This is a genomic window from Streptomyces sp. NBC_00448 (assembly GCF_036014115.1).
Taxonomy (GTDB): Bacteria; Actinomycetota; Actinomycetes; order Streptomycetales; family Streptomycetaceae; genus Actinacidiphila.
Map to the genome: position 1 here is coordinate 352,523 of NZ_CP107913.1, position 21,499 is coordinate 374,021.

The 21,499-nt window shown below is 74.0% G+C and carries 21 protein-coding genes and 1 riboswitch; of the genes, 9 read left to right on the forward strand and 12 right to left on the reverse strand.

Annotated elements, in window-relative coordinates; translation table 11 throughout:
• Positions 1-19 precede the first annotated feature (19 nt).
• On the reverse strand, positions 20-1,177 hold the full coding sequence (locus tag OG370_RS01640) for an ABC transporter substrate-binding protein (protein ID WP_328459783.1): 1,158 nt from the start codon (positions 1,175-1,177) through the stop codon (positions 20-22).
• Between the two features lie 450 nt (positions 1,178-1,627).
• On the opposite strand from OG370_RS01640, the gene OG370_RS01645 reads away from it, so the two are divergent.
• The gene (locus tag OG370_RS01645) at positions 1,628-2,428 is read left to right on the forward strand and encodes an IclR family transcriptional regulator (protein ID WP_328459785.1); all 801 of its coding nucleotides are present in this window, start codon (positions 1,628-1,630) and stop codon (positions 2,426-2,428) included.
• Positions 2,429-2,462: 34 nt separating this feature from the next.
• Here the strand turns inward: OG370_RS01645 and OG370_RS01650 are convergent, their stop codons facing one another.
• The 4 genes from OG370_RS01650 to OG370_RS01665 form a co-directional block, all read right to left on the reverse strand.
• Positions 2,463-2,714, reverse strand: coding sequence for a DUF6480 family protein (locus OG370_RS01650; protein WP_328459787.1), 252 nt, complete (start codon positions 2,712-2,714; stop codon positions 2,463-2,465).
• A 202-nt stretch (positions 2,715-2,916) separates the two neighbouring features.
• Positions 2,917-4,098 (reverse strand): SPFH domain-containing protein, encoded by a 1,182-nt coding sequence (locus tag OG370_RS01655; protein ID WP_328459789.1) that lies wholly within the window; start codon positions 4,096-4,098, stop codon positions 2,917-2,919.
• A 50-nt stretch (positions 4,099-4,148) separates the two neighbouring features.
• Entirely contained in the window at positions 4,149-4,382 is a 234-nt protein-coding gene (locus OG370_RS01660; protein ID WP_328459791.1) for a hypothetical protein, read from the reverse strand.
• Positions 4,383-4,568: 186 nt separating this feature from the next.
• Positions 4,569-5,432 (reverse strand): alpha/beta fold hydrolase, encoded by an 864-nt coding sequence (locus tag OG370_RS01665; protein ID WP_328459793.1) that lies wholly within the window; start codon positions 5,430-5,432, stop codon positions 4,569-4,571.
• A gap of 231 nt (positions 5,433-5,663) precedes the next feature.
• Here OG370_RS01665 and nhaA point away from each other — a divergent pair, with 231 nt between their 5' ends.
• Entirely contained in the window at positions 5,664-7,580 is a 1,917-nt protein-coding gene (gene nhaA / locus OG370_RS01670; protein WP_328459795.1) for a Na+/H+ antiporter NhaA, read from the forward strand.
• A gap of 139 nt (positions 7,581-7,719) precedes the next feature.
• Here nhaA and OG370_RS01675 read toward each other — a convergent pair whose 3' ends face one another.
• The gene (locus OG370_RS01675) at positions 7,720-7,947 is read right to left on the reverse strand and encodes a DUF6296 family protein (RefSeq protein ID WP_328459797.1); all 228 of its coding nucleotides are present in this window, start codon (positions 7,945-7,947) and stop codon (positions 7,720-7,722) included.
• An 82-nt stretch (positions 7,948-8,029) separates the two neighbouring features.
• Here OG370_RS01675 and OG370_RS01680 point away from each other — a divergent pair, with 82 nt between their 5' ends.
• Complete coding sequence (locus OG370_RS01680; protein ID WP_443060599.1) at positions 8,030-8,950, forward strand: NAD-dependent protein deacetylase; 921 nt, start codon at positions 8,030-8,032, stop codon at positions 8,948-8,950.
• Positions 8,951-9,001: 51 nt separating this feature from the next.
• On the opposite strand, the gene OG370_RS01685 is transcribed toward OG370_RS01680, so the two are convergent.
• The 6 genes from OG370_RS01685 to OG370_RS01710 all read right to left on the reverse strand — a co-directional run bounded on the left by OG370_RS01685 (position 9,002) and on the right by OG370_RS01710 (position 14,838).
• Positions 9,002-9,631 (reverse strand): response regulator transcription factor, encoded by a 630-nt coding sequence (locus OG370_RS01685; RefSeq protein WP_328459799.1) that lies wholly within the window; start codon positions 9,629-9,631, stop codon positions 9,002-9,004.
• A complete protein-coding gene (locus OG370_RS01690; RefSeq protein WP_328459801.1) occupies positions 9,628-11,121 on the reverse strand; it encodes a sensor histidine kinase in 1,494 nt (497 codons plus the stop codon). The genes OG370_RS01685 and OG370_RS01690 overlap by 4 nt, the downstream gene beginning before the upstream one ends.
• Positions 11,122-11,128: 7 nt before the next feature.
• Entirely contained in the window at positions 11,129-11,917 is a 789-nt protein-coding gene (locus OG370_RS01695) for an ABC transporter permease (RefSeq protein WP_328459803.1), read from the reverse strand.
• 107 nt (positions 11,918-12,024) lie between these two features.
• Complete coding sequence (locus OG370_RS01700; protein WP_328459805.1) at positions 12,025-12,933, reverse strand: ABC transporter ATP-binding protein; 909 nt, start codon at positions 12,931-12,933, stop codon at positions 12,025-12,027.
• A gap of 196 nt (positions 12,934-13,129) precedes the next feature.
• Positions 13,130-14,185 carry a GlxA family transcriptional regulator gene (locus tag OG370_RS01705; RefSeq protein ID WP_328459807.1) on the reverse strand — a complete coding sequence of 352 codons (1,056 nt, stop codon included), beginning with the start codon at positions 14,183-14,185 and terminating at the stop codon, positions 13,130-13,132.
• A gap of 5 nt (positions 14,186-14,190) precedes the next feature.
• Positions 14,191-14,838, reverse strand: a complete 648-nt coding sequence (locus tag OG370_RS01710) for an HD domain-containing protein (protein ID WP_328459809.1) — start codon at positions 14,836-14,838, stop codon at positions 14,191-14,193.
• A 553-nt stretch (positions 14,839-15,391) separates the two neighbouring features.
• On the opposite strand from OG370_RS01710, the gene OG370_RS01715 reads away from it, so the two are divergent.
• From OG370_RS01715 to OG370_RS01740, 6 genes are all read left to right on the forward strand, one after another.
• Positions 15,392-16,759, forward strand: a complete 1,368-nt coding sequence (locus OG370_RS01715; RefSeq protein WP_328459811.1) for a bifunctional o-acetylhomoserine/o-acetylserine sulfhydrylase — start codon at positions 15,392-15,394, stop codon at positions 16,757-16,759.
• On the forward strand, positions 16,756-17,970 hold the full coding sequence (gene metX / locus OG370_RS01720; RefSeq protein ID WP_443060836.1) for a homoserine O-acetyltransferase MetX: 1,215 nt from the start codon (positions 16,756-16,758) through the stop codon (positions 17,968-17,970). The genes OG370_RS01715 and metX overlap by 4 nt, the downstream gene beginning before the upstream one ends.
• A gap of 31 nt (positions 17,971-18,001) precedes the next feature.
• A riboswitch (cobalamin riboswitch) is annotated at positions 18,002-18,127 on the forward strand.
• Between the two features lie 37 nt (positions 18,128-18,164).
• Positions 18,165-18,383 (forward strand): CbtB domain-containing protein, encoded by a 219-nt coding sequence (locus OG370_RS01725; RefSeq protein ID WP_402443661.1) that lies wholly within the window; start codon positions 18,165-18,167, stop codon positions 18,381-18,383.
• Between the two features lie 29 nt (positions 18,384-18,412).
• Positions 18,413-19,279, forward strand: a complete 867-nt coding sequence (locus OG370_RS01730) for a CbtA family protein (RefSeq protein WP_328459815.1) — start codon at positions 18,413-18,415, stop codon at positions 19,277-19,279.
• 50 nt (positions 19,280-19,329) lie between these two features.
• Positions 19,330-20,211, forward strand: a complete 882-nt coding sequence (locus OG370_RS01735) for a (2Fe-2S)-binding protein (protein WP_328459817.1) — start codon at positions 19,330-19,332, stop codon at positions 20,209-20,211.
• 171 nt (positions 20,212-20,382) lie between these two features.
• Positions 20,383-21,456 carry a HoxN/HupN/NixA family nickel/cobalt transporter gene (locus OG370_RS01740; RefSeq protein ID WP_328473717.1) on the forward strand — a complete coding sequence of 358 codons (1,074 nt, stop codon included), beginning with the start codon at positions 20,383-20,385 and terminating at the stop codon, positions 21,454-21,456.
• Positions 21,457-21,499: the final 43 nt, after the last annotated feature.

Here is a 21,499-nt window from a genome sequence, read left to right on the forward strand (position 1 = left end):
GGCCGTGGTCGGCGCGGGTTCAGGGGGTGGCGGAGGCGGTGCCGGCCGCCGGCGCGACGGCATGGGTCCCGGCGGCCGGGCTCCGCGTGCCGGGCTGCTGCGGGGCGGCGGCTGCGTGCGGGGTGCCGGAGGCGGGAGCGGTGGCAGTGGTCGCGGTGGCCGTGGTCTCGGCGGCGGTCGCGGCCCGGGCGGCGCGCAACTCGCGTGCCCGGCGCAAGGGTTCGTGGTCCGCCCAGCCGGCGACGTCGACCGGTTCGGGCAGGAAGCCGTGCGCGTACAGGAACCGCTCCTGCTCGGCCAGCAGCGTCAGCCGCTCCTCGCTCAGGTCGAGTCCGAGGCTGCCGGCGGTGCCCGCGCGGTAGGCGCCGGCCACCCCGTCGGGGCCGGCCCCGGTCTCGGCGCCGAGGATGCGGGCCAGGTCGCCGGGGTGGGCCGCGGCCCACTCGGCGGCGTCGAGCAGCACGGCGAGGAAGCGCGTCACAAGGTCGGGCCGCTCGTCCAGCAGCCTTTGGTGGACGGTGATCGGCCGGGGCGTGCCGTTGTTCACCCGGCTGCGGCGGTCGGGGACGGCGTCCAGGTCGATCGCGACCTCGGCGCCGTAGCGGCGGGCGGTCTCGACGGCCACCGCGCCCTTGACGTAGACCGCGTCGACCCGGCCGTCCCGCAGCGCCGCCAACTCCCCCTCCCACTGGCCCTGCCGGAGCCCGGGCACCTCGACGAGCCGCGCGTCGTCCAGGGTCAGCCCGGCCAGTCCGAGGGCTCCGGCGTGGCCGTGCAGCGCCATGGCCCGCCAGAAGTCGATCGCGATGTCATGGCGGGGGACGGCCAGCCGCCGGCCGCGCAACTGCTCGGGGGTGCGCAGGTCGCTGTCCGCGCGGACCAGGACGGACTGCCGCTCCTCGATCCAGGTCAGCGCGATCACCCTGGTCGCCTCGCCGCGTGAACGCGCCCACAGCGCCGGGACGTTGCCGCCCTCGCGGAACAGCGCGGTCAGTTCGTGGGTGAAGTGGCTGCGGGGCAGTCCGTCGCTGCGCTCGTCGTCGGCGGCGTCGCGCAGCGAGCGTACGGCGATGCCGTCGGGGGCGAACTCGGCGGCCAGGGTGCCGCGGTCGGCGGCGATGCCGGTGGCGGTGGGGACGGGGCAGCGGGTGAACCAGATCTCGTCCGGCTCGGACATGGTTGCTCCAGGCGGCAGTTGGGCGCGGGGATGCGGCGTGCGGGGGCGGGAGACGCGGGGTGCGGACCGCCGGCGGCGGTGCCGGGGTGGTGCGGCCGGTGGCCGTACGCGGGCGGGACACCGCAACGCGGGACGTCCTACGGATGCGGCGGTGTCGGTGCGGTCAGCGACAGCTGGCGCCGCGGGACCGGCCGAGGTCCAGGTACAGCCGTGCGCACAGGGTCTGGTGGAAGGGGCTGAGCAGGCCGGACGTGGTCATCACGGGGTGCTCCCTTCCGTTCCTGGTGCGTGGCGTGCGGTCTGCAACGGAGGCTGGCACACACCCTCGGCCGCGGGCAACACTTCCCATGATGTGGGACACGCTTGTGGGCGAGAGTTCACAGCCGGAGACGTGGCGCAATGTTCTGGCAACAGTTGCCAGATGGTGGCAGCCTCCGCATGCTTAGGGCCATGACGACGGATGCGCGCACCAAGCCTGCCGACGCGCCCCCGGGTGCGCAGGCGGTCACCCGCGCACTCCGGCTGCTGCACTGCTTCCGGGACAACGCGGGGGAACTCAGCGCCTCCCAACTCGCCCGCCGGATGGAGCTGTCGGCGTCCACCGCCCACCGGCTGGCGCGCACCCTGGTCGCGGCCGGCTTCCTGGAGCAGGACGAGCACACCGCCCGCTACCGGCTCGGGCCCTCCGTCGCCGAACTCGGCCAACTCTCCCTGCACCAGCGGGGCATGCACCGCGCCGTACCCGAACTCGACGCGCTGGCACGGGCCACGGGCACCACGGCGGACCTGGCGATCCGCGGCGGCGACCACGCGGTGATCCTGGTCGGCGGCTCGGTCAACCCGGCGGCGGGCCTGGGCCTGCGCCGCCCGCTGCACTCCACCGCGCTCGGCAAGGTGCTCCTGGCGTGGGCGCGTCCGGGCGAGCGCGACCTGGCCGCCCTGCCCCCGCTGCGTGCGCACACCGACCGGACGATCACCGGACTGGACGCGCTGCGCACCGAGTTGGAGCGGGCGCGAACGGCCGGATACGCGCTCAACGACGGCGAGTCGGCCTACGGGGTGCGCACCGCCGCCGTGCCCGTCCTGGACGTGGACGGCCACGCGCACGCCGCGCTGGCGGTGCGCTCGACGCCCGACGTGCTCACCGACGCCCGCCTGCCCTGGTTCGTCGCCCGCGCGCGGGCCTGCGCCGCGGCGCTCGAAGTGCTGCTGCTGCCCCCGTCGCAGCGCCGGTCGCCGCTCGCGGACTGACCCGGTCGGAACCTGAGCGCGACGTCAGCTCGACTCAGCTCGACGGCCAGAAGATCATCTGCACGGCCCACCCGAGCAGCCCGGCCACGAACAGTGCCACCACCACCATGATCAGGGTGATCGGCAGCGCGCCCCAGCCGCGGCTGAGCGGTTCGCGCTCCGGGCCGTCCAGGTCCGAGACCCCGGACTCCGCCGGTGGCGTCTCGCCGGGCCGGGGCCGGGCGTCCCCGGCGATGCTCAGCCCCTCGTCGGCCACGTGCGGGTTGGTGTGGGTAGCGGTCGCCATGGCGGCGCTCCATCCGGTCGCGCGGTTCACGGGAAGATCCGTACGTCAGCCGCATACCCCATGAAAGCCGCACAAACCTCCGAACCCCTGCACCGGGCGCCCGGAAGGCGCCGCGCACCCGGACAGCACCACACGCCCGGACAGCACAGCGCCCGCCCACCCCCACGGAAAAGGGCCGGACGGGCGCTGCCGGAGGACGCGGTCAGTCGATGTCGACCGGCCCGTCGGAGGAGCTGTCGCGCCTGTCCTTGCCGCCGACGTGCCCGCGCAGGGTCAGCCCGGTGCCGGGCGCCTCGCCGTTCTGCTCGCCGCCGAGGTTCTTGCGGACCGAGTCGAGGATGGTGAGGCCCTGGCTGACCAGGCCCGCCGCGATCTCGCTGAGACCGTCGGCGCCGTTGAGCACGTTGACGTTCGCGCCGGACAGACCCGCCGACGCCTCCTTGACGATCTGCGGGAGCTGGTCGATGAGCATCCGGTCCAGCGCGACCCGGTCGTGCGACGCCGCGGCGGCGGCCTGGATACGCATCCGCTCGGCGTCGGCGACCGCCAGCACCCTGATCCGCTCCGCCTCGGCCTCGGCCGGCTTGACGATCTCCGCGACCAGCTGCTGCTGGCGCAGTTCGGCCGCGCGCAGCGCCAGTTCGGTCTGCGCGGCGAGCACCTCCTGCTGGGCGTGCGCCTGGGCCAGCGGCCCCGCCTGGGCGGCCTGGGCCTGGGCCCGGTCCACCTCGGCGCTGTACTCGGCCTGCACGACCGCGGTCTGCCGCGCGTACTCCGCCTGGTTCCGCGCCGCGACCTGCTGCGCCTCGACCGACGCCTGGGTGGCCTGCGCCTGGGCGATCTGCGCCTGCCGCTGGATGGCGGCCTTGTGCGGCGCCGACATCGCGTCGATGTACCCGGTCGCGCCGTCGTCGATCGACTGGATCTGGAGCGAGTCGACGGTGAGGCCGATCTTGCCCATCTCCGACTTGGAGGTCTCCAGTACCTCCTTGGCGAGCTTCTGCCGCTCGGTGACGATCTCCTCGACCGTCATCGACCCGATGATCGACCGCAGATGGCCGGCGAAGATCCGCCCGGTGAGGACCGACATCTGGTCCTGGTCGGACAGGAAGCGCTGGCCGGCGTTGACGATGCTCTCGTGGTCGTTGCCGACCTTGAACGCGATGACCGCCTTCACCGTCAGCGCGATGCCCTGCCGGGTCACGCAGGTCTCGGCGACCTCCGCCTCGCACAGCGCGAGGGTCAGGAACCGGGTCTTGCGGAAGACCGGCAACACGAACTTCCCGTGCCCGGTCACGACACGGAAGGGCGCACCTCCCAGCCCTCGGCGACCACCCGAGATCAGCATCGCCTCATCTGGCGCGGGTACGCGGTATCCCAACATCCATAGTCTCCTTCATGTCGCGCGGCTCAGCCGGTCCTTCATGAGCGCGGTCAGCCGGCCGATCCGTCGAGCCCGTCGAGCCACTCGATGACATCGACCTGGCGGCTGCCGCGGGATTCCACCACAAGCACGGTCGCACCCTTGGGCAAGGGTTCGTCCGACCAGGCGAGAAAGGCTTCGGAGCCGCCTCTGACCCGCACCAGGACCTCGCCGGGACCGGCGGGTCCGCGCGTGCCGATCAGCAGTTCCCCCGTGCAGCCGATCACGGCATCGTCCGGTGCCATCTCCGGCCGCCCCCTTGTCGTCGTGGTTGTGCGAATTCCGACCGTGACCATCCTCCCACCTGGGGCCCTCCTGGGATCACCGATGGTCGTTACGGAATACGCGTGCCGCGCCCCCGCGGTTCCAGCCGGGGACGGGCATACCGGCGCCGTCTTCCGTCCCGCTCGTACGCCGTTCGGCCGCAGCCGTCAGCCGGTCGTCGCCACGAAGTCGCGCAGCGCGCCGGCGAGCAGCCCGGGCTGGTCCTCGGGGACCAGCGTGCGGGCGTCGGCGACCTCCAACAGGCTGCCCTGCGGCAGGAGTTCGGCCAGCCGGCGGCCGTGCGCGAGCGGCATCATCCGGTCCTCGGCCGCCCACACCACCAGCGCCGGCCGGTCGAAGCCGCGCAGCGCCTCGGCGGCCTCCGTCATCTCCCCTCGGCGCGCCCCGAGCAGGTAGCGGCGCAGGTCCGCGCGGATGGCGGGATCGGTCAGCAGCGGGCGCATCCAGCCGTCGATGATCTCGTCCGGCACCGGGTACTTGCTCAGCACCCCCAGACCCGCGGTGGAGCGGCGCAGCGGCCGGGCCGCCATCATCCGCACCACGGCGTGCAGGGCGCCGGGGATGTGCGCCGCAAGGGTGATCATCTTGCCGGGTAGGCCGGGCGGGTAGTTCTCGAACGCCTCGCAGGAGACCAGCACCAGCCGGGCGATCCGTTCGCCGTGGAATGCGGCCACCTGCTGGGCGCGGCCGGAGTCGACCTCGGCGAGCGTGACGTCGCGCAGGTCGAGCCGGTCCAGGAACTCCGCGGCGAGCGCGGCGACCGCCCGCGGCGAGAGGTCCGCGTCCGGGCGCATCGGAGTGCGGTGGCTCCCCTCGGGCAGCGTCGGGGTCAGGCAGCGGTGGTCGGTGCGCAGGTCGTCGACGACCTTCCGCCACACGCTGCCGTCCTGGGCGAGGCCGTGCAGCAGGACCACCACCGGCCCGTCACCGCCGGTGTCCCCGTAGGCCAGCGTGCCCGCGCTGAGTTCGATGGTGTGCTGCTCGTCCGCCGTACCGGTCCCGGTCGTCATGCCTGTCCCCGTCCCCGTCGTCATGCCCGTCCCCTCCGCCGTGCCCGCCGTACAGGTCCCGCGCCGGGCGGGCGGCTGGAATGATCGGCGCACCCTCCCGGTTCGGGAGACTACGACACAGGTCCGCGACGGCGCGGCAGGGTCCGCGCTTTCGGCGTGCCCGGCGGCACCCAGCCATGCCAGGGTGAGGGCAGGCAGCGGGGAAGAGCAGCGCACACGGTAGGAGGCTGGATGTTCCGGGGCTTCACGGCTCCCTCGTCGGACCGGGCCGAAGAGGACCAGAGCGAGCGGGACCGCGACAGCACGGCATCGCCCTGGGCGTACATCCGCACCGAGACCGGCAGCGCCGCGGTCCTGCTGGCGGCGACGGTCGCGGCGCTGGTGTGGGCGAACGTGGCGCCGGGCGACTACGCGTCGGCGTGGGCGACCCGGCTGTCGGTGCAGTGGGGCGGCCACGGCGTCGACCTGGACCTGCGCGAGTGGGTCAACAGCGGCCTGATGACGCTGTTCTTCCTGGTGGTGGGGCTGGAGGCGCGGCGCGAGTTCGACATGGGCGAGCTGCGCGACCGGCGCAGGATCGCCCTGCCGCTGCTGGCCGGGGTCAGCGGCATGATCGTGCCGGTGGCGATCTACCTCGCGGTGAACTCCGGCGGGCACGCCGGGCACGGCTGGGGCACCGCGATGTCGACCGACACCGCGTTCGCGCTGGGCATGCTCGCCCTGCTCGGGTCGCGCTTCCCGCGCCGGCTGCACACCTTCATCCTGACCGTCGCCGTGGTCGACGACTTCGTGGCGCTGGCGGTGATCGCGGTCGCCTACAGCAAGCACATCTCGTGGACGCCGCTGGCGGTCGGCATCGGGTTCCTGCTGCTGACGGCGGCGATCCGGCGGGCCGGGGTTCGGCGCGGCGGGCCGTACGCGGTGCTCGGGATCGCGGCGTGGACGGCGTTCGTGCACTCCGGGGTGGACCCGGTGGTCGTCGGTCTGATCATCGGCCTGCTGGCGTTCGCGTACCCGGCGCCCCGCGACGCCCTGGAGCGGGCCAGCGGCCTGTTCCGGTCCTTCCGCGAGCAGCCCACGCCCGAGCTGGAGCGGGAGGCGCGGCTGGGCCTGGCCTCGGCGCTGTCCCCCAACGACCGCCTGCAGCGGCTGTGGCACCCCTGGTCCAGCTACGCGATCGTGCCGCTGTTCGCCCTGGCCAACGCCGGCATCGAGATCAACGGCTCGCTGCTGTCGCAGGCGTACACCTCCCCGATCACGCTGGGCATCCTGCTCGGCTACGGCATCGGCAAGCCGATCGGCATCGTGGGCTCCACCGCGCTGGCCACCCGGCTCAGCCGCGGCCGGATGCGCCCGCCGGTCGGCTGGGCGGCGGTGACCGGCGGCGGCACGATCGCCGGCATCGGCTTCACGGTGTCCCTGCTGATCGCGACGCTGGCGTTCTCCGGGCGGGAACTGGACGAGGCGAAGATCGGCGTGCTGAGCGCCGTGGTCTTCGCGATGCTGAGCACTTCCACGGTGGCGCTGGTGACCTCCCGGCTGCCCGAGGCGCGGCGGGCCCGGGCGCTGCTGGGCACCGCGCAGTCGGTGGTCGACCTGGCCGAGCCGGTCGATCCCGACCACGACCACGTCCGCGGCCCGCTGGACTCCCCGGTGACCGTGGTGGAGTACGGCGACTTCGAGTGCCCCTACTGCGGGCAGGCCGAGAGCGTGGTGCGCGAGCTGCTCGCCGACTTCGGCGACGTGCGCTACGTCTGGCGCCACCTGCCGCTGACCGATGTGCACCCGCACGCCCAACTCGCCGCGGAGGCCTCCGAAGCGGCCGCGCTGCAGGGCGGGTTCTGGCAGATGCGCGACCTGCTGATCACCACTCAGGACGAGCTGGGCGTCAAGGATCTGATCCGGCACGCCGACGGTCTCGGCCTGGACCTGGAGAAGTTCCGGCACGCGCTCAAGGCCCGCAAGGGTGCGGCCCGGGTCGCGCGGGACGTGGAGTCGGCCGACCTCAGCGGGGTCTCGGGCACGCCGACGTTCTTCATCAACGGCCGCCGGCACCACGGCGCCTACGACATCGCGAGCCTGTCCGCGGCCGTGGTGGCCGCGCGCGACCGCGCGGTCCTGGTGGACGGCGCCGGCCCCGGCTCCTGAGCGCGGGTTCCCGGCGGGGCACGCCGGGTGGGGCGGGTTCCCCGGGCGGGAGAGGTGCCCCGCGGCCTCGGGCCCACGATCGACGGCCGGGTGGGGCGCGGCGTCGTCGCCGCGTCCCACCCGGCCGTCCCGTGGCGGCTCAGGCCGCTCGGACCGCGTGCGGCGGCACCGGTTGCTGGTGGCCGCCGCTGGCCATCATCCGGACCTCGCCCTCGCCGCTGATCTCGGCGCGGACGATGCCGGTTTCGTCCTCGTAGACGGGGTAGCCACCCGCGCCCGAGGCGTCGGTGCGGTGTACGACGACGACGTCGTCCTCGACGGCCGGGGCCTGGAAGACCAGTTCGTAAACAGCGGGATATTCGTCCATGGGCACACACCTCCCCAGGGGCATTACTCCATTCTCCCGCGGATCGTCCGGTTCCGCCTCCCGGGGGACGTACCCTGCTGGCGTGGACATCGGCGCCGGCCCCCTGGAACGGAGCGCGGCGGACCGGCCCGGCTCCCCCGGCACCGCGGGAGCCGCGTCCGGCCCGGCGGCGCTCGCCGACGCGCTCCTTCCGCTGGTCGGGCCCGGCCGGGTCGTGGTGCTGAGCGGCGCTGGCCTGTCCACGGAGTCGGGCATCCCCGACTACCGCGGCGAGACCGGCCGGCGCCGGCGCGGCGACCCGATGACGTACCAGGAGTTCACCGGCAGCGCCGGCAGCCGCCGCCGTTACTGGGCGCGCAGCCATCTCGGCTGGTCCTCGATCTCCGGGGCCCGGCCCAACGCGGGCCATCGGGCGGTGACCCGCCTGGTGGCCGCCGGGCTGGTGTCGGGCGTGATCACGCAGAACGTCGACGGGCTGCACGCCGCCGCGGGCACGCCGGACGCGGTGGAGCTGCACGGCACTCTGCACGCGGTGGTCTGCCTGGACTGCGGCGCCCGCGGCCCGCGGGAGGAGCTGGCGCAGCGGCTGGACGCGGCGAACCCCGGGTTCCGGGCGATGACCGCGCGGATCGTCGCCGACGGCGACGCCGAGCTGCCGCCCGAGCACATCGACGCGTTCCGCACGGTGGCCTGCGCCGCGTGCGGCAGCGGCGTCCTCAAGCCCGACGTGGTGTTCTTCGGGGAGAAGGTGCCGCTGCCCCGGGTGGAGCGCTGCTACGGCCTGGTCGACGCCGCCTCGCTCCTGCTCGTCGTCGGCTCCTCGCTCACGGTGATGTCGGGCCTGCGGTTCGCGCGCCACGCGGCGAAGCACGGCACGCCGGTGGCCATCGTCAACCAGGGCCCCACCCGGGGCGACGACCTGGCGACGCTGCGGCTCGACCTCCCGCTCGGGCCGGCCCTCACCGCCCTCGCCGACCGCCTGGGCGACCGCCTCGGCGGGTGAGCGGTCCGCCGGGCGTCGTCCGGCAGGCGTCGTCCGCCGGGCGTCGTCGGATCAGCTGAGCAGCCCGGTCCGGTAGGCGGCGGCGACCGCGGCGGCGCGGTCGCGTACGCCGAGCTTCGCGTAGAGGTGCAGCAGGTGCGTCTTGACGGTGGCCTCGCTGATGAACAGCTGCCGGGCCGCCTCCCGGTTGGTCGTGCCCGCGGCGACCAGGCGCAGCACCTCCAGCTCGCGCTCGGTGAGCGTCCCGGCGGGCGTGGCGGGTTCGCGGACCCGGCCGATGAGCTTCTGCGCGACGGTGGGGGCGAGCACGGGATGGCCCTGGTGGGCGGCGCGCACGGCACGGACGAGTTCGTCGCGCGGCGCGTCCTTGAGCAGGTAGCCGGTGGCGCCCGCCTCGATCGCGGGCAGCACGTCGGCGTCGCTGTCGTACGTGGTGAGGACCAGCACGTGGACGGCGGGGGCGCGCTCGCGCAGCAGCCCGATCGCCTCGACGCCGCCCATCCGCGGCATCCGCAGGTCCATCAGCACCACGTCCACGCCGAGCGCGAGCGCCCGGTCCACGGCCTCGGCCCCGTCCGCGGCTTCACCGGCGACCTCGAAGTCCGGGTCACCGTCGAAGACACCGCGCAGGCCGTCACGTACGACGGGGTGGTCGTCGGCGACGAGCAGGCGAATGGTCACACGCCATTCTCCATGATCGACCGGTGTCCGGCGCCGGTGCGGGAAGGGCCGATGGGGCTGGTCGGGACGGGCCGCTCCGGGACCGTACGGCCGTCAGACGTCGCGCGGTCGGCGGGGCCGGGACCAGGGTCGGCGGGGCCGGGCGCCAGGGGCACCGCCGGCACGCCGGCGCTGAGCACCGTCCCGTCGCCCGGCGCGCTCTCGATCGCCAGGGAGCCGCCGACCTGGCGCAGCCGCTGCCGCATCGCGGTGAGCCCGAAGCCGTGGCCGTCCGCGCGCGGCTCGGCCCGCTCGCACGCGGCGGCGTCGAAACCGGTGCCGTCGTCAAGGACGTCGAGGACGACGACCTCGTGGGTGTAGGAGAGGGTCATCCCGGCCCGGGACGCTCCGGCGTGCTTGGCGATGTTGGCCAGGCCCTCCTGGGCGGTGCGGAACAGCGCGACCTCCAGCGCGGGCGGCAGCGGTACGGCGTCGCCGGTGACCTCGAAGCGGACCGCGATCCCGGAGGTCTGGGTCCACTGCTCGGCGAGGTCGCCGAGGGCGCCGGGCAGGTGGGCGGCGGTGTCCAGCGGGCCGGGCCGCAGCGCCTGCACCGAGCGGCGGGCCTCGGCCAGCGACTCCCGGGCCAGCCGCCGGGCCAGTTCCAGGTGCCGGGTGCGGCGCTTCGGGTCGGCGTCGAACCGGTCGGCGGCCTCCAGTTGGGTGACGATGCCGGTCAGGCCCTGCGCGATGGTGTCGTGGATCTCGCCGGCCATCCGCTGCCGCTCGTCGAGGATGCCGGCCTCCCGCGCCTGGGTGACCAGTTGGGCGTGCAGGCCGGCGTTCTCGGCCATCGTCTCGCGCAGCCGCCGGTTGGCCTCGGCCAGCTCGTCGATCATCCTGGCCCGCCGCCGGCTGCGCTGGTCCTCCTCGATGCCCTGGTAGGTGATGGCACCGGCGACGAGCATGTTGACCAGGACCAGCCCGACGTACGCGGCGACGCCCTCGCCGTGCAGGTTGCGGACGCCGCCGACCTGGCTGAGGGCCATCGCCGCCGCGTTGACCGCGATGGCCGGCGGCCGCAACCACCGTGGCAGCAGGGCCGCTTGGAGGTAGCCGGTGAAGCCGAAGAAGCCGAAGAACGGGTTGAGCAGGATCAGGCCCACGATGAAGGCCATCAGCCCGGCGTAGAAGACGATCGCCCGGCCCTGGCGCCCGGCGGGCGTCGGGTACGGCACGTCCATGAACCGCAGCCACAGCGCGGCGCCCGCCGACAGGCCCACCGCCACCCCGATGTACAGCGCGCGGTAGGGCCCCAGGCCGACCGCCAGCACCAGCGAGACGGCGAGCCCGCCGTAGGGCAGGTAGTGCTGGAGCTGCTGGAAGCGCTCGTCCTTCGCCTGCTCGCCGCCGGGTGCGGCCGGCGGGCGCACCCGCACGTGGGCGGGCGCCCGCGGGATGCCGTGGGGCGGCTCCGAGCCGTTGCTGCGCGCTGTCCGCTCCGCGTTCACCCGCTCATCATTCCCAACGGAAGGCGCGGACCGCCACCACGCTGCCGGCCACGGTGTACCCGGCCAGCACCAACAGGTGCTGCCACAGGGCCCCTTCACCGGACCACGCCGCCATCACCGCGCCGAAGGGGACGTAGCCGCCGATCTCCCGCAGCGCGTGCGGCATCTGCGCGACGGGGAAGTACAGGCCGCTGAAGAAGAAGTTCAGCACCATGACGGGCACGCCCGAGCCGCTGGCGGCGCCTGCGGTGGGCGCCAGGGCGGCGACCACCAGGCCGAGGGCGAGGACCGCGGTGCTGCCGAGGACGAAGGACGCGATCACGGCGCCGATGTCGGACGGCGGCCTGACGTGGAAGGCGAGCCGGCCGACGGCGATGATCAGCGCGACGCCGACCGTGATCAGCGCGGCCATGACCGTGAGCAGCGCGGCGAGCATCCCGGCGACCGGCACCGGGCTGACCGACAGCCGCCGCAGGACGCCCTTCTCGCGCAGGCTCGCCATGTTCATCGGCAGCATGACGCAGCCGAGGAAGAGCGGCACCATCGCGGCGATGGTCGGCACGTAGACGTCGATGACGCTCCTGCCGCCCAGGGAGTCGGAGTCGGTCCTGAAGGCGGGGATGTTGCCGAAGAGGATCACCATGCCCAGCGGGAAGAGCAGCCAGAACACGGCGGCCGGCTCGCGGAGCAGCAGCCTGGCCTGGGTGGCGGTCAGCGCGCGGAAGCCCTGGCGGGTCATGCGCGGAACGGCGGGTGGGGCGGGTGCGGACGGTGCGGTGGGTGCGGTGGCGCTCATCGGGGTGTCCTTGTCTGTGGCGGCGCGGAGGATACGGGGATGCGGGACGGCGGCGGACGGGCCAGGGCGGGGCGGGCCAGCGGGGAGCGGCGCCGGGCGGTACGGGTCTACGCCCCGCCGTCGTCACCGGTGAGCGCGATGAACGCGTCGTCGAGGGTCGCCTGCTCCACCCGCAGGTCCGCGGCGATGATGTGGCGCCGGGCGAGCAGCGAGGTGACCGCGAGCACGAGATTGCCGTCGCCGGTGATCTCGACCTGCGAGCCGTGCCAGGTCAGGGTGCTCACCTCGGGCAGTTCGCGCACCAGAGCCTCGTCGAAGCCCGTCGAGGGCCGGAAGCGCATCCGCTGGGTCCGGTCGCCGCGCGCGGCCAGCCCCGCCGGGGTGTCGACGGCCACGACCCGGCCGGCGTCGATCAGTGCGACCCGGTCGCACAGCCGCTCGGCCTCCTCCATGAAGTGGGTGACCAGGACGACGGTGACGCCGGACGCCCGGACCTGCTCGACCAGGTCCCAGGTGGTGCGGCGGGCGTGCGGGTCCAGGCCGGTGGTCAACTCGTCGAGGACGACCGCCCGGGGGCTGCCGACCATGGCCAGCGCGATCGCGAGGCGCTGCTTCTGGCCGCCGGAGAGCTTCTTGTAGCGGGCGTCCGCCTTGTCGCGCAGGCCGAGCCGGTCCAGCAGCTCGCCGATGTCGGCGGGCCGCCGGTGGAACGACGCGAACAGGTCGAGGATCTCGCGGACGGTGAGCTTCTCCGGCAGCCCGCTCTCCTGGAGTTGGACGCCGAGCACCTGGCGGAGCGCGTCGCGCGCGCGGGACGGGTCGTGGCCGAGTACGGACACGGTGCCGCCGTCCGGGGCCCGCAGGCCCGACAGGCACTCGACGGTGGTGGTCTTGCCGGCGCCGTTCGGGCCGAGGATGCCGAAGATCTCGCCCTCGTCGACCGTGAACGAGACGTCGTGCACGGCGGTGACGTCGCCGTAGCGCTTGTGGAGCCCGTCGACCTCGATGACCGTCATGCCGTGCGCCTCTTCCCGTCGGGTTCTTCCCCGGTGGACGGCGCGTGTTCGCCGTCGTGGAGAAGCCTCCCGCCGCGGCGCGGCCGGGCGGATCGACCACCGGGGCGGGGCGCGGGCGCGATGGGTGGACGCGGCCATCCACCGATCGGTTGATGCCCCGCGCCCTGAGCCGTACGGCCGTCGGGGGCGGTACGGCTCAGGGCGCGGGGTCGAGGAGGCGGGCGGTGCTGCGGAAGCGCGCCCGGTACGTCGTCGGGGCCACCCCAAGGGACTGCTGGAACGCGCGGCGCATGGACTCGGCCGAGCCGAACCCGGCCTGCTCGGCGACGGTGTCCACGGCGTCGTTGCCCGCCTCCAGCAGGGCCTGGGCCGCTTCCAGGCGGACGGACTCCGCGTACTGCCCGGGGCTCAGTCCGGTCTCCGCGCGGAAGAGCCGGCCGAGGTGGCGGGGGCTGACCCCGGCGGCGCGGGCGAGGTCGTCCATGCGGTGGGCCGCGGCGGGGTCGGCGCCCACCGCGTCCATGACCTGGCGCAGCGCCGGGTGCCGGGCCTCGCGCGGCACCAGCCGGGCGCTGAACTGAGACTGCCCGGCCGGCCTGGCCATGAACACCACGAGCTGCCGGGCGACGGCCCTGGCCAGGTCGGCGCCGTGGTCCTCCTCGACCAGCGCGAGCGCGAGGTCGATGCCCGCGGTGACGCCCGCCGACGTGGTCACCCGCCCGTCGCGGACGAAGAGCGGATCGGGCTCGACGGACACCCGCGGGTAGGCGGCGGCCAGTTCGGCCGCGAGCTGCCAGTGGGTCGCCGCGCGCCGGCCGTCGAGCAGGCCCGCCTCGGCGAGCAGGAACGCGCCCGCGCAGACCGAGGCGACCCGGCCGGAGCGGGCCGCGAGCGCCTCGACGGTGCCGGTCAGCGCGGGGTCGCCGACGGCCTGCCGCCAGTCGGCGCGGCCGGGGACGACGAGGGTGCCGAGCCGGCCGGGGAGCGCGTCGACCGCGGTGTCGGCGCCGATCCGCACGCCCGCGGAGGTGCGTACGTCGGCGCCCGCCGCGGTGACGATCCGTACGTCGTAGCGGGCGCCGTGGGCGTTGGCGGTGGTGAAGACCTCGACCGGGCCGGTGACGTCGAGGAGTTGCACCTGGTCGAAGGCGAGCACGGCGACCAGGTGGCGGGGGCGCGCGGCGGCCCGGCCCGTGGCCCTCGCCGTTCCGGGCGCACCCGGGGTTCCGGGCGCCCCCGGAGTTCGCGTCATCGGCCTCACTCCGGCCACGGCGAGTCGAGGATCGTGGTGACGAAGTCGCCGCGCGCGAAACCGGGGACGTACGCGGCCAGCACGTCGGCCTTGACGTTGCCGAAGGTGGTCTCCGGCTTGGAGCGGATTCCCTCGGTGAAGGCGGCGAGGATGCGGCGCTTGAAGTCGGGCCGGGGGTGCAGCGCGACGATCGCGGCGCGGTCGGCGGCGCTGATGTCGCGGTAGCCGATGCCGAGCACGTCGTACTCCACGCCCGCGGTGGTCAGCGCGACTTCGGGCTCCATGTGCTCCGGGATGCCGGGCGTGGTGTGCAGGGCGATCGCGGTCCACACCCGGCGGACGCTGTCCTCGGGGACGCCGTGGGCGTGCAGGAACCGGCGGGCCTCGTCGGCGCTGTCGACCTCGAAGCGGCGGCCGCTGTCGTGGAACCGCTCGCCGAGGCCGAGGTCGTGGAACATCGCGGCGACGTAGAGCAGTTCGGGGTCGAAGCTCAGGTCGCGGCGGCGGCCCTGGAGGCTGCCGAAGCAGTAGACCCGCCGGGAGTGGTGGTAGATCAGCTCGGTCGCGGTGTCGCGGACCAGTTCGGTGGCCTCGCGGGCCAGGGCGGTGTCGGGGAAGCGGACGCCTGTCTGCTCGAGGGCCTCGGTCGTCATCGGTGTCACCTGCGCAGTTCTTCGATCGGCCGGCCCGCTGGTTCGCCGGTTCGCCGGTCTTCCGGATACGGCCGGGGTCCCGGCCGCCACTCCTCCAGGATCGGCTCGAACCCGTCCGCCCGCCATGGCCGTGGCGACCTGCTCCCCACAGATCCGGACATCGTGCCACGGCCCCGGCGCGGCGAATACCAACGGCGTGTTAAGCCTTCGCCGGGGCCGGGACACCCGGGTGGGGCCGTGCTTCCATGGCGCCATGACCCCGTTGGTGAGGCGCCGCCACGTGGACTACGCGCGTGTCACGAGCACGGGCTGTCCCGGCGCGCGCTGACGCCTCCGCGCCGCCGCCCGGCAGCCGACCGCGTACTTCTTCCGCGCCCCTCCCCCGCCCTCGGGACGCACCCGGGGCGCCCGCGGGGAGTCGCGTACGTCCGGCGGCCGGCCGTCACCGCCGCCGCGCACGGCGCCCCCGCGCCCCCGCACCACACGCCCCACGCCCCACGCCCCACGCCCCACCCGCAGTGTCACCGCCCGCACGACAGCACCTGGGAGAGCCATGACCGAGCAACAGCCTGTCGACTCCGTCACCGCCGGGCACACGCCCGAGACCGCGGCCGCCGCGGCGCAGGAGGAGCCGAACTGGTCGTTCGAGACGAAGCAGGTGCACTCGGGGGCCGTTCCCGACCCGACGACGGGGGCGCGGGCGGTGCCGATCTACCAGACGTCGTCGTTCGTGTTCCGCGACACCCGACATGCCGCGGACCTGTTCGCGCTGGCGGAGCCGGGGAACATCTACACCCGCATCCACAACCCCACCCAGGACGTGTTCGAGCAGCGGATCGCCGCGCTGGAGGGCGGGGTCGCCGCGGTGGCTCTGGCGTCGGGGCAGGCCGCGGAGACGCTGGCGATCCTGACGCTGGCGAGCACCGGCGACCACGTGGTGGCGGGCGCGTCGCTCTACGGCGGGACGTACAACCTGTTCAAGCACACGCTGCCGCGGTTCGGGATCGAGGTGTCGTTCGTCGACCCGGACGACGTCGGGGCGTGGCGTGCGGCGGTGCGGCCGAACACGAAGGCGTTCTTCGCCGAGACGCTGGGCAACCCGCGCGGGAACGTGCTGGACGTGCGGGCGGTGGCGGACGCGGCGCACGCCGAGGGGGTGCCGCTGATCGTGGACAACACGGTGCCGACGCCGTACCTGCTCCAGCCGCTGCGACACGGCGCGGACATCGTGGTGCACTCCGCGACGAAGTTCCTCGGCGGCCACGGCACCACCATCGCCGGTGTGGTCGTCGACGGCGGCACCTTCGACTTCGGGGCGCACGCCGACCGCTTCCCCGACTTCAGCACGCCCGACCCGAGCTACCACGGGCTGGAGTACTGGCCGGCGCTCGGCCCGGGGGCGTACGCGATCAAGCTGCGCGTGCAGCTGCTGCGCGACCTGGGTCCCGCGCTGTCGCCGCACTCGGCGTTCCTGCTGCTCCAGGGCGTCGAGACGCTGTCGCTGCGGCTGGAGCGGCACTCCGCGAACGCGCAGGAGCTCGCGGAGTGGCTCCAGGCACGCGACGAGGTCGCGGTGGTGCACTACCCGGGCCTGCCGTCCAGCGCCTGGTACGAAGCCGGGCAGCGCTACCTGCCGCGCGGCGCGGGCGCGGTCCTCGCCTTCGAGCTGCGCGACGGAGCGGAGGCGGGCAAGCGCTTCGTGGACGCGGTGCGGCTCTTCAGCCATCTGGCGAACATCGGCGACGTGCGCAGCCTGATCATCCACCCGGCCTCCACCACGCACAGCCAGCTGGACGAGGAGCAGTTGGCGGCCACCGGCACCTCGGCCGGCCTGGTGCGGCTGTCGGTCGGCATCGAGAACGTCGCGGACCTCAAGGCGGATCTGGACGCCGGGTTCCGCGCGGCCAAGGGCGCGTCCTGACCGTGCCGGGGCGCACGGCCGCGGAGGTCCCCCTGCCGCCCGCCTCCGGGGCGTGGCGGCAGGGGGACCCGCCCGGGCGGCGCCGCTGGCACCCGCTCTCCCACCCGCTGCCGCTGGAGGCGGGCGGTGCACTGCCGGGCGTGCGGCTGGCGTACGAGACGTGGGGGCACCTCGCGCCCGACGCGTCGAACGCGGTGCTGGTGCTGCACGCGCTGACCGGTGACAGCCATGTCGCGGGTCCGGCCGGACCCGGCCATCCGACCGCCGGGTGGTGGGACGGGCTGGTCGGGCCCGGCCTCGCGCTGGACACCGACCGCTTCTTCGTGGTGGCGCCGAACGTCCTGGGCGGCTGCCAGGGCAGCACCGGCCCGGCGTCCGCGCGGCCGGACGGCCGCCGGTGGGGCAGCGCCTTCCCGTTCCTGACCCAGCGCGACCAGGTCGCGGCGGAGGCGTCGTTGGCGGACGCGCTGGGCGTCGAGCGGTGGGCGCTGGTGGTCGGCGGGTCGATGGGCGGGATGCGGGCGCTGGAGTGGGCGGTGGGCCGGCCGGAGCGGGTCGGGTCGCTGCTGCTGCTCGCCTGCCCGGCGGCGGCGAGCGCCGAGCAGATCGGGTGGGCGTCGGTGCAGCTCCGGGCGATCAGGGCGGACCCGGGCTGGCACGGCGGCGACTACCACGACGCGGCCCCCGGCGGCGGCCCGCACGCCGGGCTCGGGCAGGCCCGGCGGCTGGCGCACCTGACCTACCGCAGCGAGCCCGAGCTGCGGGAGCGGTTCGGCCGCGCCGCGCAGCACGCCGAACGCCCTTGGCACGGCGGCCGGTACGCGGTCGAGTCGTATCTCGACCACCACGCGGACAAACTGGTCCGCAGGTTCGACGCGGGCAGCTACGTGGTACTGACCGAGGCGATGAACGCGCACGACGTCGGGCGGGGGCGGGGCGGCACCGCGGCGGCGCTGCGCCGCGTGACGGCACCGACGCTGGTGGCCGGGGTGGACTCCGACCGGCTCTATCCACTCGCGCAGCAGCGGGAGTTGGCGGCGGGCATCGCGGGCGCGGACCGGATGCGGACAGTCCGCTCGCCGTACGGGCACGACGGCTTCCTGATCGAAGTGGATCAAGTGGCGTCGCTGGTCGGCGAGCTGACGGCGGGTCTCAGGCTCCCGTATCCGGATCGGGAGCAGCCGGCCCGCCGTGTGGCGAAGGGCACGTGACATGCGTTGACGTGCACATTCTGACGCCCGTACGCTGATGGTTCGTGAAGGTGTGAGGAAGCCGGTGGGAATCCGGCGCGGTCGCGCCACTGTGTACCCGGTCGCCTCCAGGGGCGTTCCGGGAAGTCAGACACTTCGCCGTCACGAAGCCCCATATGACCGAGGGACGCAGCATCCCCGAAGGAGGCACCACCGTGAGTTCTCTGTCCACCCACACGTCGTCCGACGCCACGCCGGTCGTCCTGCCCGTCTCCAAGGCCGTGCTCTGGCTGGCCGGCACCACGATCCTCGCGCTCGCCGTGTACTACTTCATCGGCGTCGACCAGGGCGCGGTCTCCGTGTTCGGCAGGGACATGCACATCCACGAGTTCGTGCACGACGCGCGGCACTTCCTCGGTTTCCCCTGCCACTGACGGCTCTCACGGCAGGCGGACAACTCGACATGGAGAAGCGACTCGTACTGCGCGGCGTGCTCGCCGGCGCGATCGCGGGGCTGCTCGCGTTCGTCTTCGCCCGGATCTTCGCCGAACCGCAGATCAACAAGGCGATCGACTACGAGAGCGGGCGGGACGCGGCGCAGAACGCCCTCGACAAGGCCGCGGGCCTGCCGGCCTCCCCGGCCGGCCCCGACCTGTTCAGCCGCACCGTGCAGGCCGACGTCGGCATCGGCGTGGGGCTGATCCTCTTCGGCGCCGCGATGGGCGCCATCTTCGCGGTGGTGTACACGGTGTGCCTGGGCCGGGTCGGCAACGTCCGGCCGCGCACCCTGGCGCTGCTGGTGGCCGGCGGCGGCTTCCTCGGCTTCTACCTGGTGCCGTTCGTGAAGTACCCGGCGAACCCGCCGGCGATCGGGCACGAGGACACCATCAAGGCCCGCACCGGGCTCTACCTGATCATGGTGGTCTGCTCGATCACGCTGCTCGCCCTGGCGGTGTGGCTGGGACGGCGGCTCCAGGAGCGGTTCGGCACGTGGAACGCCACGCTGCTCGCCGGCGCGGCCTTCCTGGTCGTGATCGGCGTGGTGATCGGCCTGCTGCCGGCGCTGGGCCATCTCGCCACCAACCGCGAGCAGTACGGCAACCACGGCACCGAGACACCGGTGCCGCTCACCGACCCGCACGGCCGGATCGTCTACCCGGGCTTCCCGGCGGACGTGCTGTTCAAGTTCCGGTTCTACTCGGTGGCCGCGCAGTTGCTGCTCTGGTCGGCGATCGGGCTGGTCTTCGGGCCGCTGGCGGAGCGGGTGCTGAGCCCGGCGCCGGCCGGCCGGACCGTCCGGGCGCCCCGCGCCGACCCGGTCAAGGCGTGACGGCGCGCGCCGTGCACGGCCACCCGGTCCCTCGGTGACATGGTGGCGCGGTGAACGACGATGACGTGAGAGCGGCCCTGGCGGAGCTGGGGCCGTTCTTCGCGGTCGAGGCGATCAAGGCGATCAAGGCGGTCGAGCCGGTCCAGGCGGCTGAGAGGGCCGAGGCGGCCGGCGAAGGCCCGGGCGTGTGGCGGTCGATGGCCGAACTCGCCGAACTGCCCGACCCGGCCGACCCGGCCGACCCGCCCGGCGGAAGCGGGGTGCTGGCCGCCCGGGTGGCCGCCGTACGGGGGGTGCTGGCCGCGGGCGGCGGGCAGCCGGCGGAGGCGGTCGAGGAACGGGTGGCCGCGTCGGTGGTCCATCTCGGCCTGGTGGCGCGGCTGCTGTCCCCGTACCTGGCGCTGGCGGTGCTGTACGGGCGGGTGCCCGGGCGGGTGCGGCTGGCCGATCTGCGCTGGCAGCCCGCGCTCGGCGGACCGTACCCGCTGGCGTTGCCGCTGCCGCCCGGGACGGACCACATGCCCGGGACGGCCGCGGATCGTACAGGGGGCGTGAATCGTGCGGCGGGCGCGGACCTCGCGGCGCTCGCCGACCGGTTCTCCGCCGCGGTGTTCGAGGGCGCGGTACGCGAGGTCGAGTCGGCGTGCGCGGAGTTCCGCGTGTCGCCGCACGTCCTGCGCGGCAACACCGCGTCCGCGGTGAACGGCGCGGCGCGGATGATCGCCGCCGCGCGCCCGGACGCCGCCGCGCGGGCCGAGGCGCTGACCGGCCTGCTGCTGGAGCGCGGACGCTTGCGCGGGAGCGGACGGCGTACCCCCGGCGGGGGGTTCCGGCGGAACAGCTGCTGCCTGATCTACCGGGCGGCGCCCGGGCACGCGGGCGCGTTGTGCGGGGACTGTGCGCTCTCGCGTGTCCCCGTGCGCCCGGGATGAGCCTGGTCGGAGCGATGGGAGTACGCCGACGCCCGCTTGTTGCAAGTGAGTCGCAACAAGTAACGTGTCGCGTTGAGAAGTCCCCGTCCCCTCGCAAAGGACCCCACGTTGAGTTCCACCATCGAGGCCCCCTCCGCTCCGGGGTCCCGCCTGCATCGGATATCGGCGTCGATGTCGCGCGCCGAATGGACCCGGTTGGGCGGCATGGCCGCGTTCATCGTGGCGCTCCACGTCATCGGCTGGTTCACGCTCGCCGTGATCGTCGCACCGCACCACTACAAGACCGGCACCGGGGTGTTCGGCGTCGGCATCGGGGTGACCGCCTACACGCTCGGGATGCGGCACGCCTTCGACGCCGACCACATCGCGGCCATCGACAACACCACCCGCAAGCTGATGGGCGAGGGCAAGCGGCCGCTGTCGGTGGGCTTCTGGTTCTCCCTCGGCCACTCCTCGATCGTCTTCGCGCTGGCCTTCCTGCTCTCCATCGGCATCAAGTCGCTCGCCAACCCGGTCGCGCAGGACAACTCCGGCCTGCACGACGTCACCGGCTGGATCGGCACCACCGTCTCGAGCACGTTCCTGTACGCCATCGCGCTGGTCAACCTGCTGATCCTGGCCGGGATCTGGAAGGTCTTCCGGCGCATGCGGCACGGCGAGTTCGACGAGGCCGCGCTGGAGGACCAGCTCAACAACCGCGGCTTCATGAACCGCCTGCTCGGCCGCCTGATGAAGTCCGTCACCAGCCCCTGGCAGATGTACCCGATCGGCCTGCTCTTCGGCCTGGGCTTCGACACCGCCACCGAGATCGCGCTGCTCGTGCTGGCCGGCTCCGGCGCCGCCTCGGGCCTGCCCTGGTACGCGATCCTCTGCCTGCCCGTCCTCTTCGCCGCCGGGATGTGCCTGCTCGACACCATCGACGGCTCGTTCATGAACTTCGCCTACGAGTGGGCGTTCTCCAAGCCGGTCCGCAAGGTCTACTACAACCTCACCATCACCGGCCTGTCCGTCGCCGTCGCCCTCATCATCGGCACCGTCGAACTCCTCGGCCTCGTCGCCGACAAGGCGAACCTCCACGGCGCCTTCTGGGACTGGGTCGGCGGGCTCGACCTCAACATCGTCGGCTACGTCATCGTCGGCCTGTTCTTCCTCACCTGGGCCGTCGCCCTGACCGTCTGGAAGTTCGGCAACATCGAGGAGAAGTGGTCCACCGGGCTGCGCGCCACGGACACCCCCGCGGAATAGGGCGTGGCGGCCGGACCGGCAGGTCGGCTACGGTCGGAGCCCG

Coding starts and splice junctions, on each gene's coding strand:
- OG370_RS01660 (WP_328459791.1), bottom strand. CDS start 4,382: ATGGCACCGGACGATGCCGTGATCGGCTGCACGGGGGAACTGCTGATC.
- OG370_RS01675 (WP_328459797.1), bottom strand. CDS start 7,947: ATGGACGAATATCCCGCTGTTTACGAACTGGTCTTCCAGGCCCCGGCC.
- OG370_RS01650 (WP_328459787.1), bottom strand. CDS start 2,714: ATGGCGACCGCTACCCACACCAACCCGCACGTGGCCGACGAGGGGCTG.
- OG370_RS01640 (WP_328459783.1), bottom strand. CDS start 1,177: ATGTCCGAGCCGGACGAGATCTGGTTCACCCGCTGCCCCGTCCCCACC.
- OG370_RS01740 (WP_328473717.1), top strand. CDS start 20,383: ATGTCGCGCGCCGAATGGACCCGGTTGGGCGGCATGGCCGCGTTCATC.
- OG370_RS01710 (WP_328459809.1), bottom strand. CDS start 14,838: ATGACGACCGAGGCCCTCGAGCAGACAGGCGTCCGCTTCCCCGACACC.
- OG370_RS01695 (WP_328459803.1), bottom strand. CDS start 11,917: ATGAGCGCCACCGCACCCACCGCACCGTCCGCACCCGCCCCACCCGCC.
- OG370_RS01705 (WP_328459807.1), bottom strand. CDS start 14,185: ATGACGCGAACTCCGGGGGCGCCCGGAACCCCGGGTGCGCCCGGAACG.
- OG370_RS01730 (WP_328459815.1), top strand. CDS start 18,413: ATGGAGAAGCGACTCGTACTGCGCGGCGTGCTCGCCGGCGCGATCGCG.
- nhaA (WP_328459795.1), top strand. CDS start 5,664: ATGTTCCGGGGCTTCACGGCTCCCTCGTCGGACCGGGCCGAAGAGGAC.
- OG370_RS01665 (WP_328459793.1), bottom strand. CDS start 5,432: ATGACGACCGGGACCGGTACGGCGGACGAGCAGCACACCATCGAACTC.
- OG370_RS01715 (WP_328459811.1), top strand. CDS start 15,392: ATGACCGAGCAACAGCCTGTCGACTCCGTCACCGCCGGGCACACGCCC.
- OG370_RS01645 (WP_328459785.1), top strand. CDS start 1,628: ATGACGACGGATGCGCGCACCAAGCCTGCCGACGCGCCCCCGGGTGCG.
- OG370_RS01700 (WP_328459805.1), bottom strand. CDS start 12,933: ATGACGGTCATCGAGGTCGACGGGCTCCACAAGCGCTACGGCGACGTC.
- OG370_RS01655 (WP_328459789.1), bottom strand. CDS start 4,098: ATGTTGGGATACCGCGTACCCGCGCCAGATGAGGCGATGCTGATCTCG.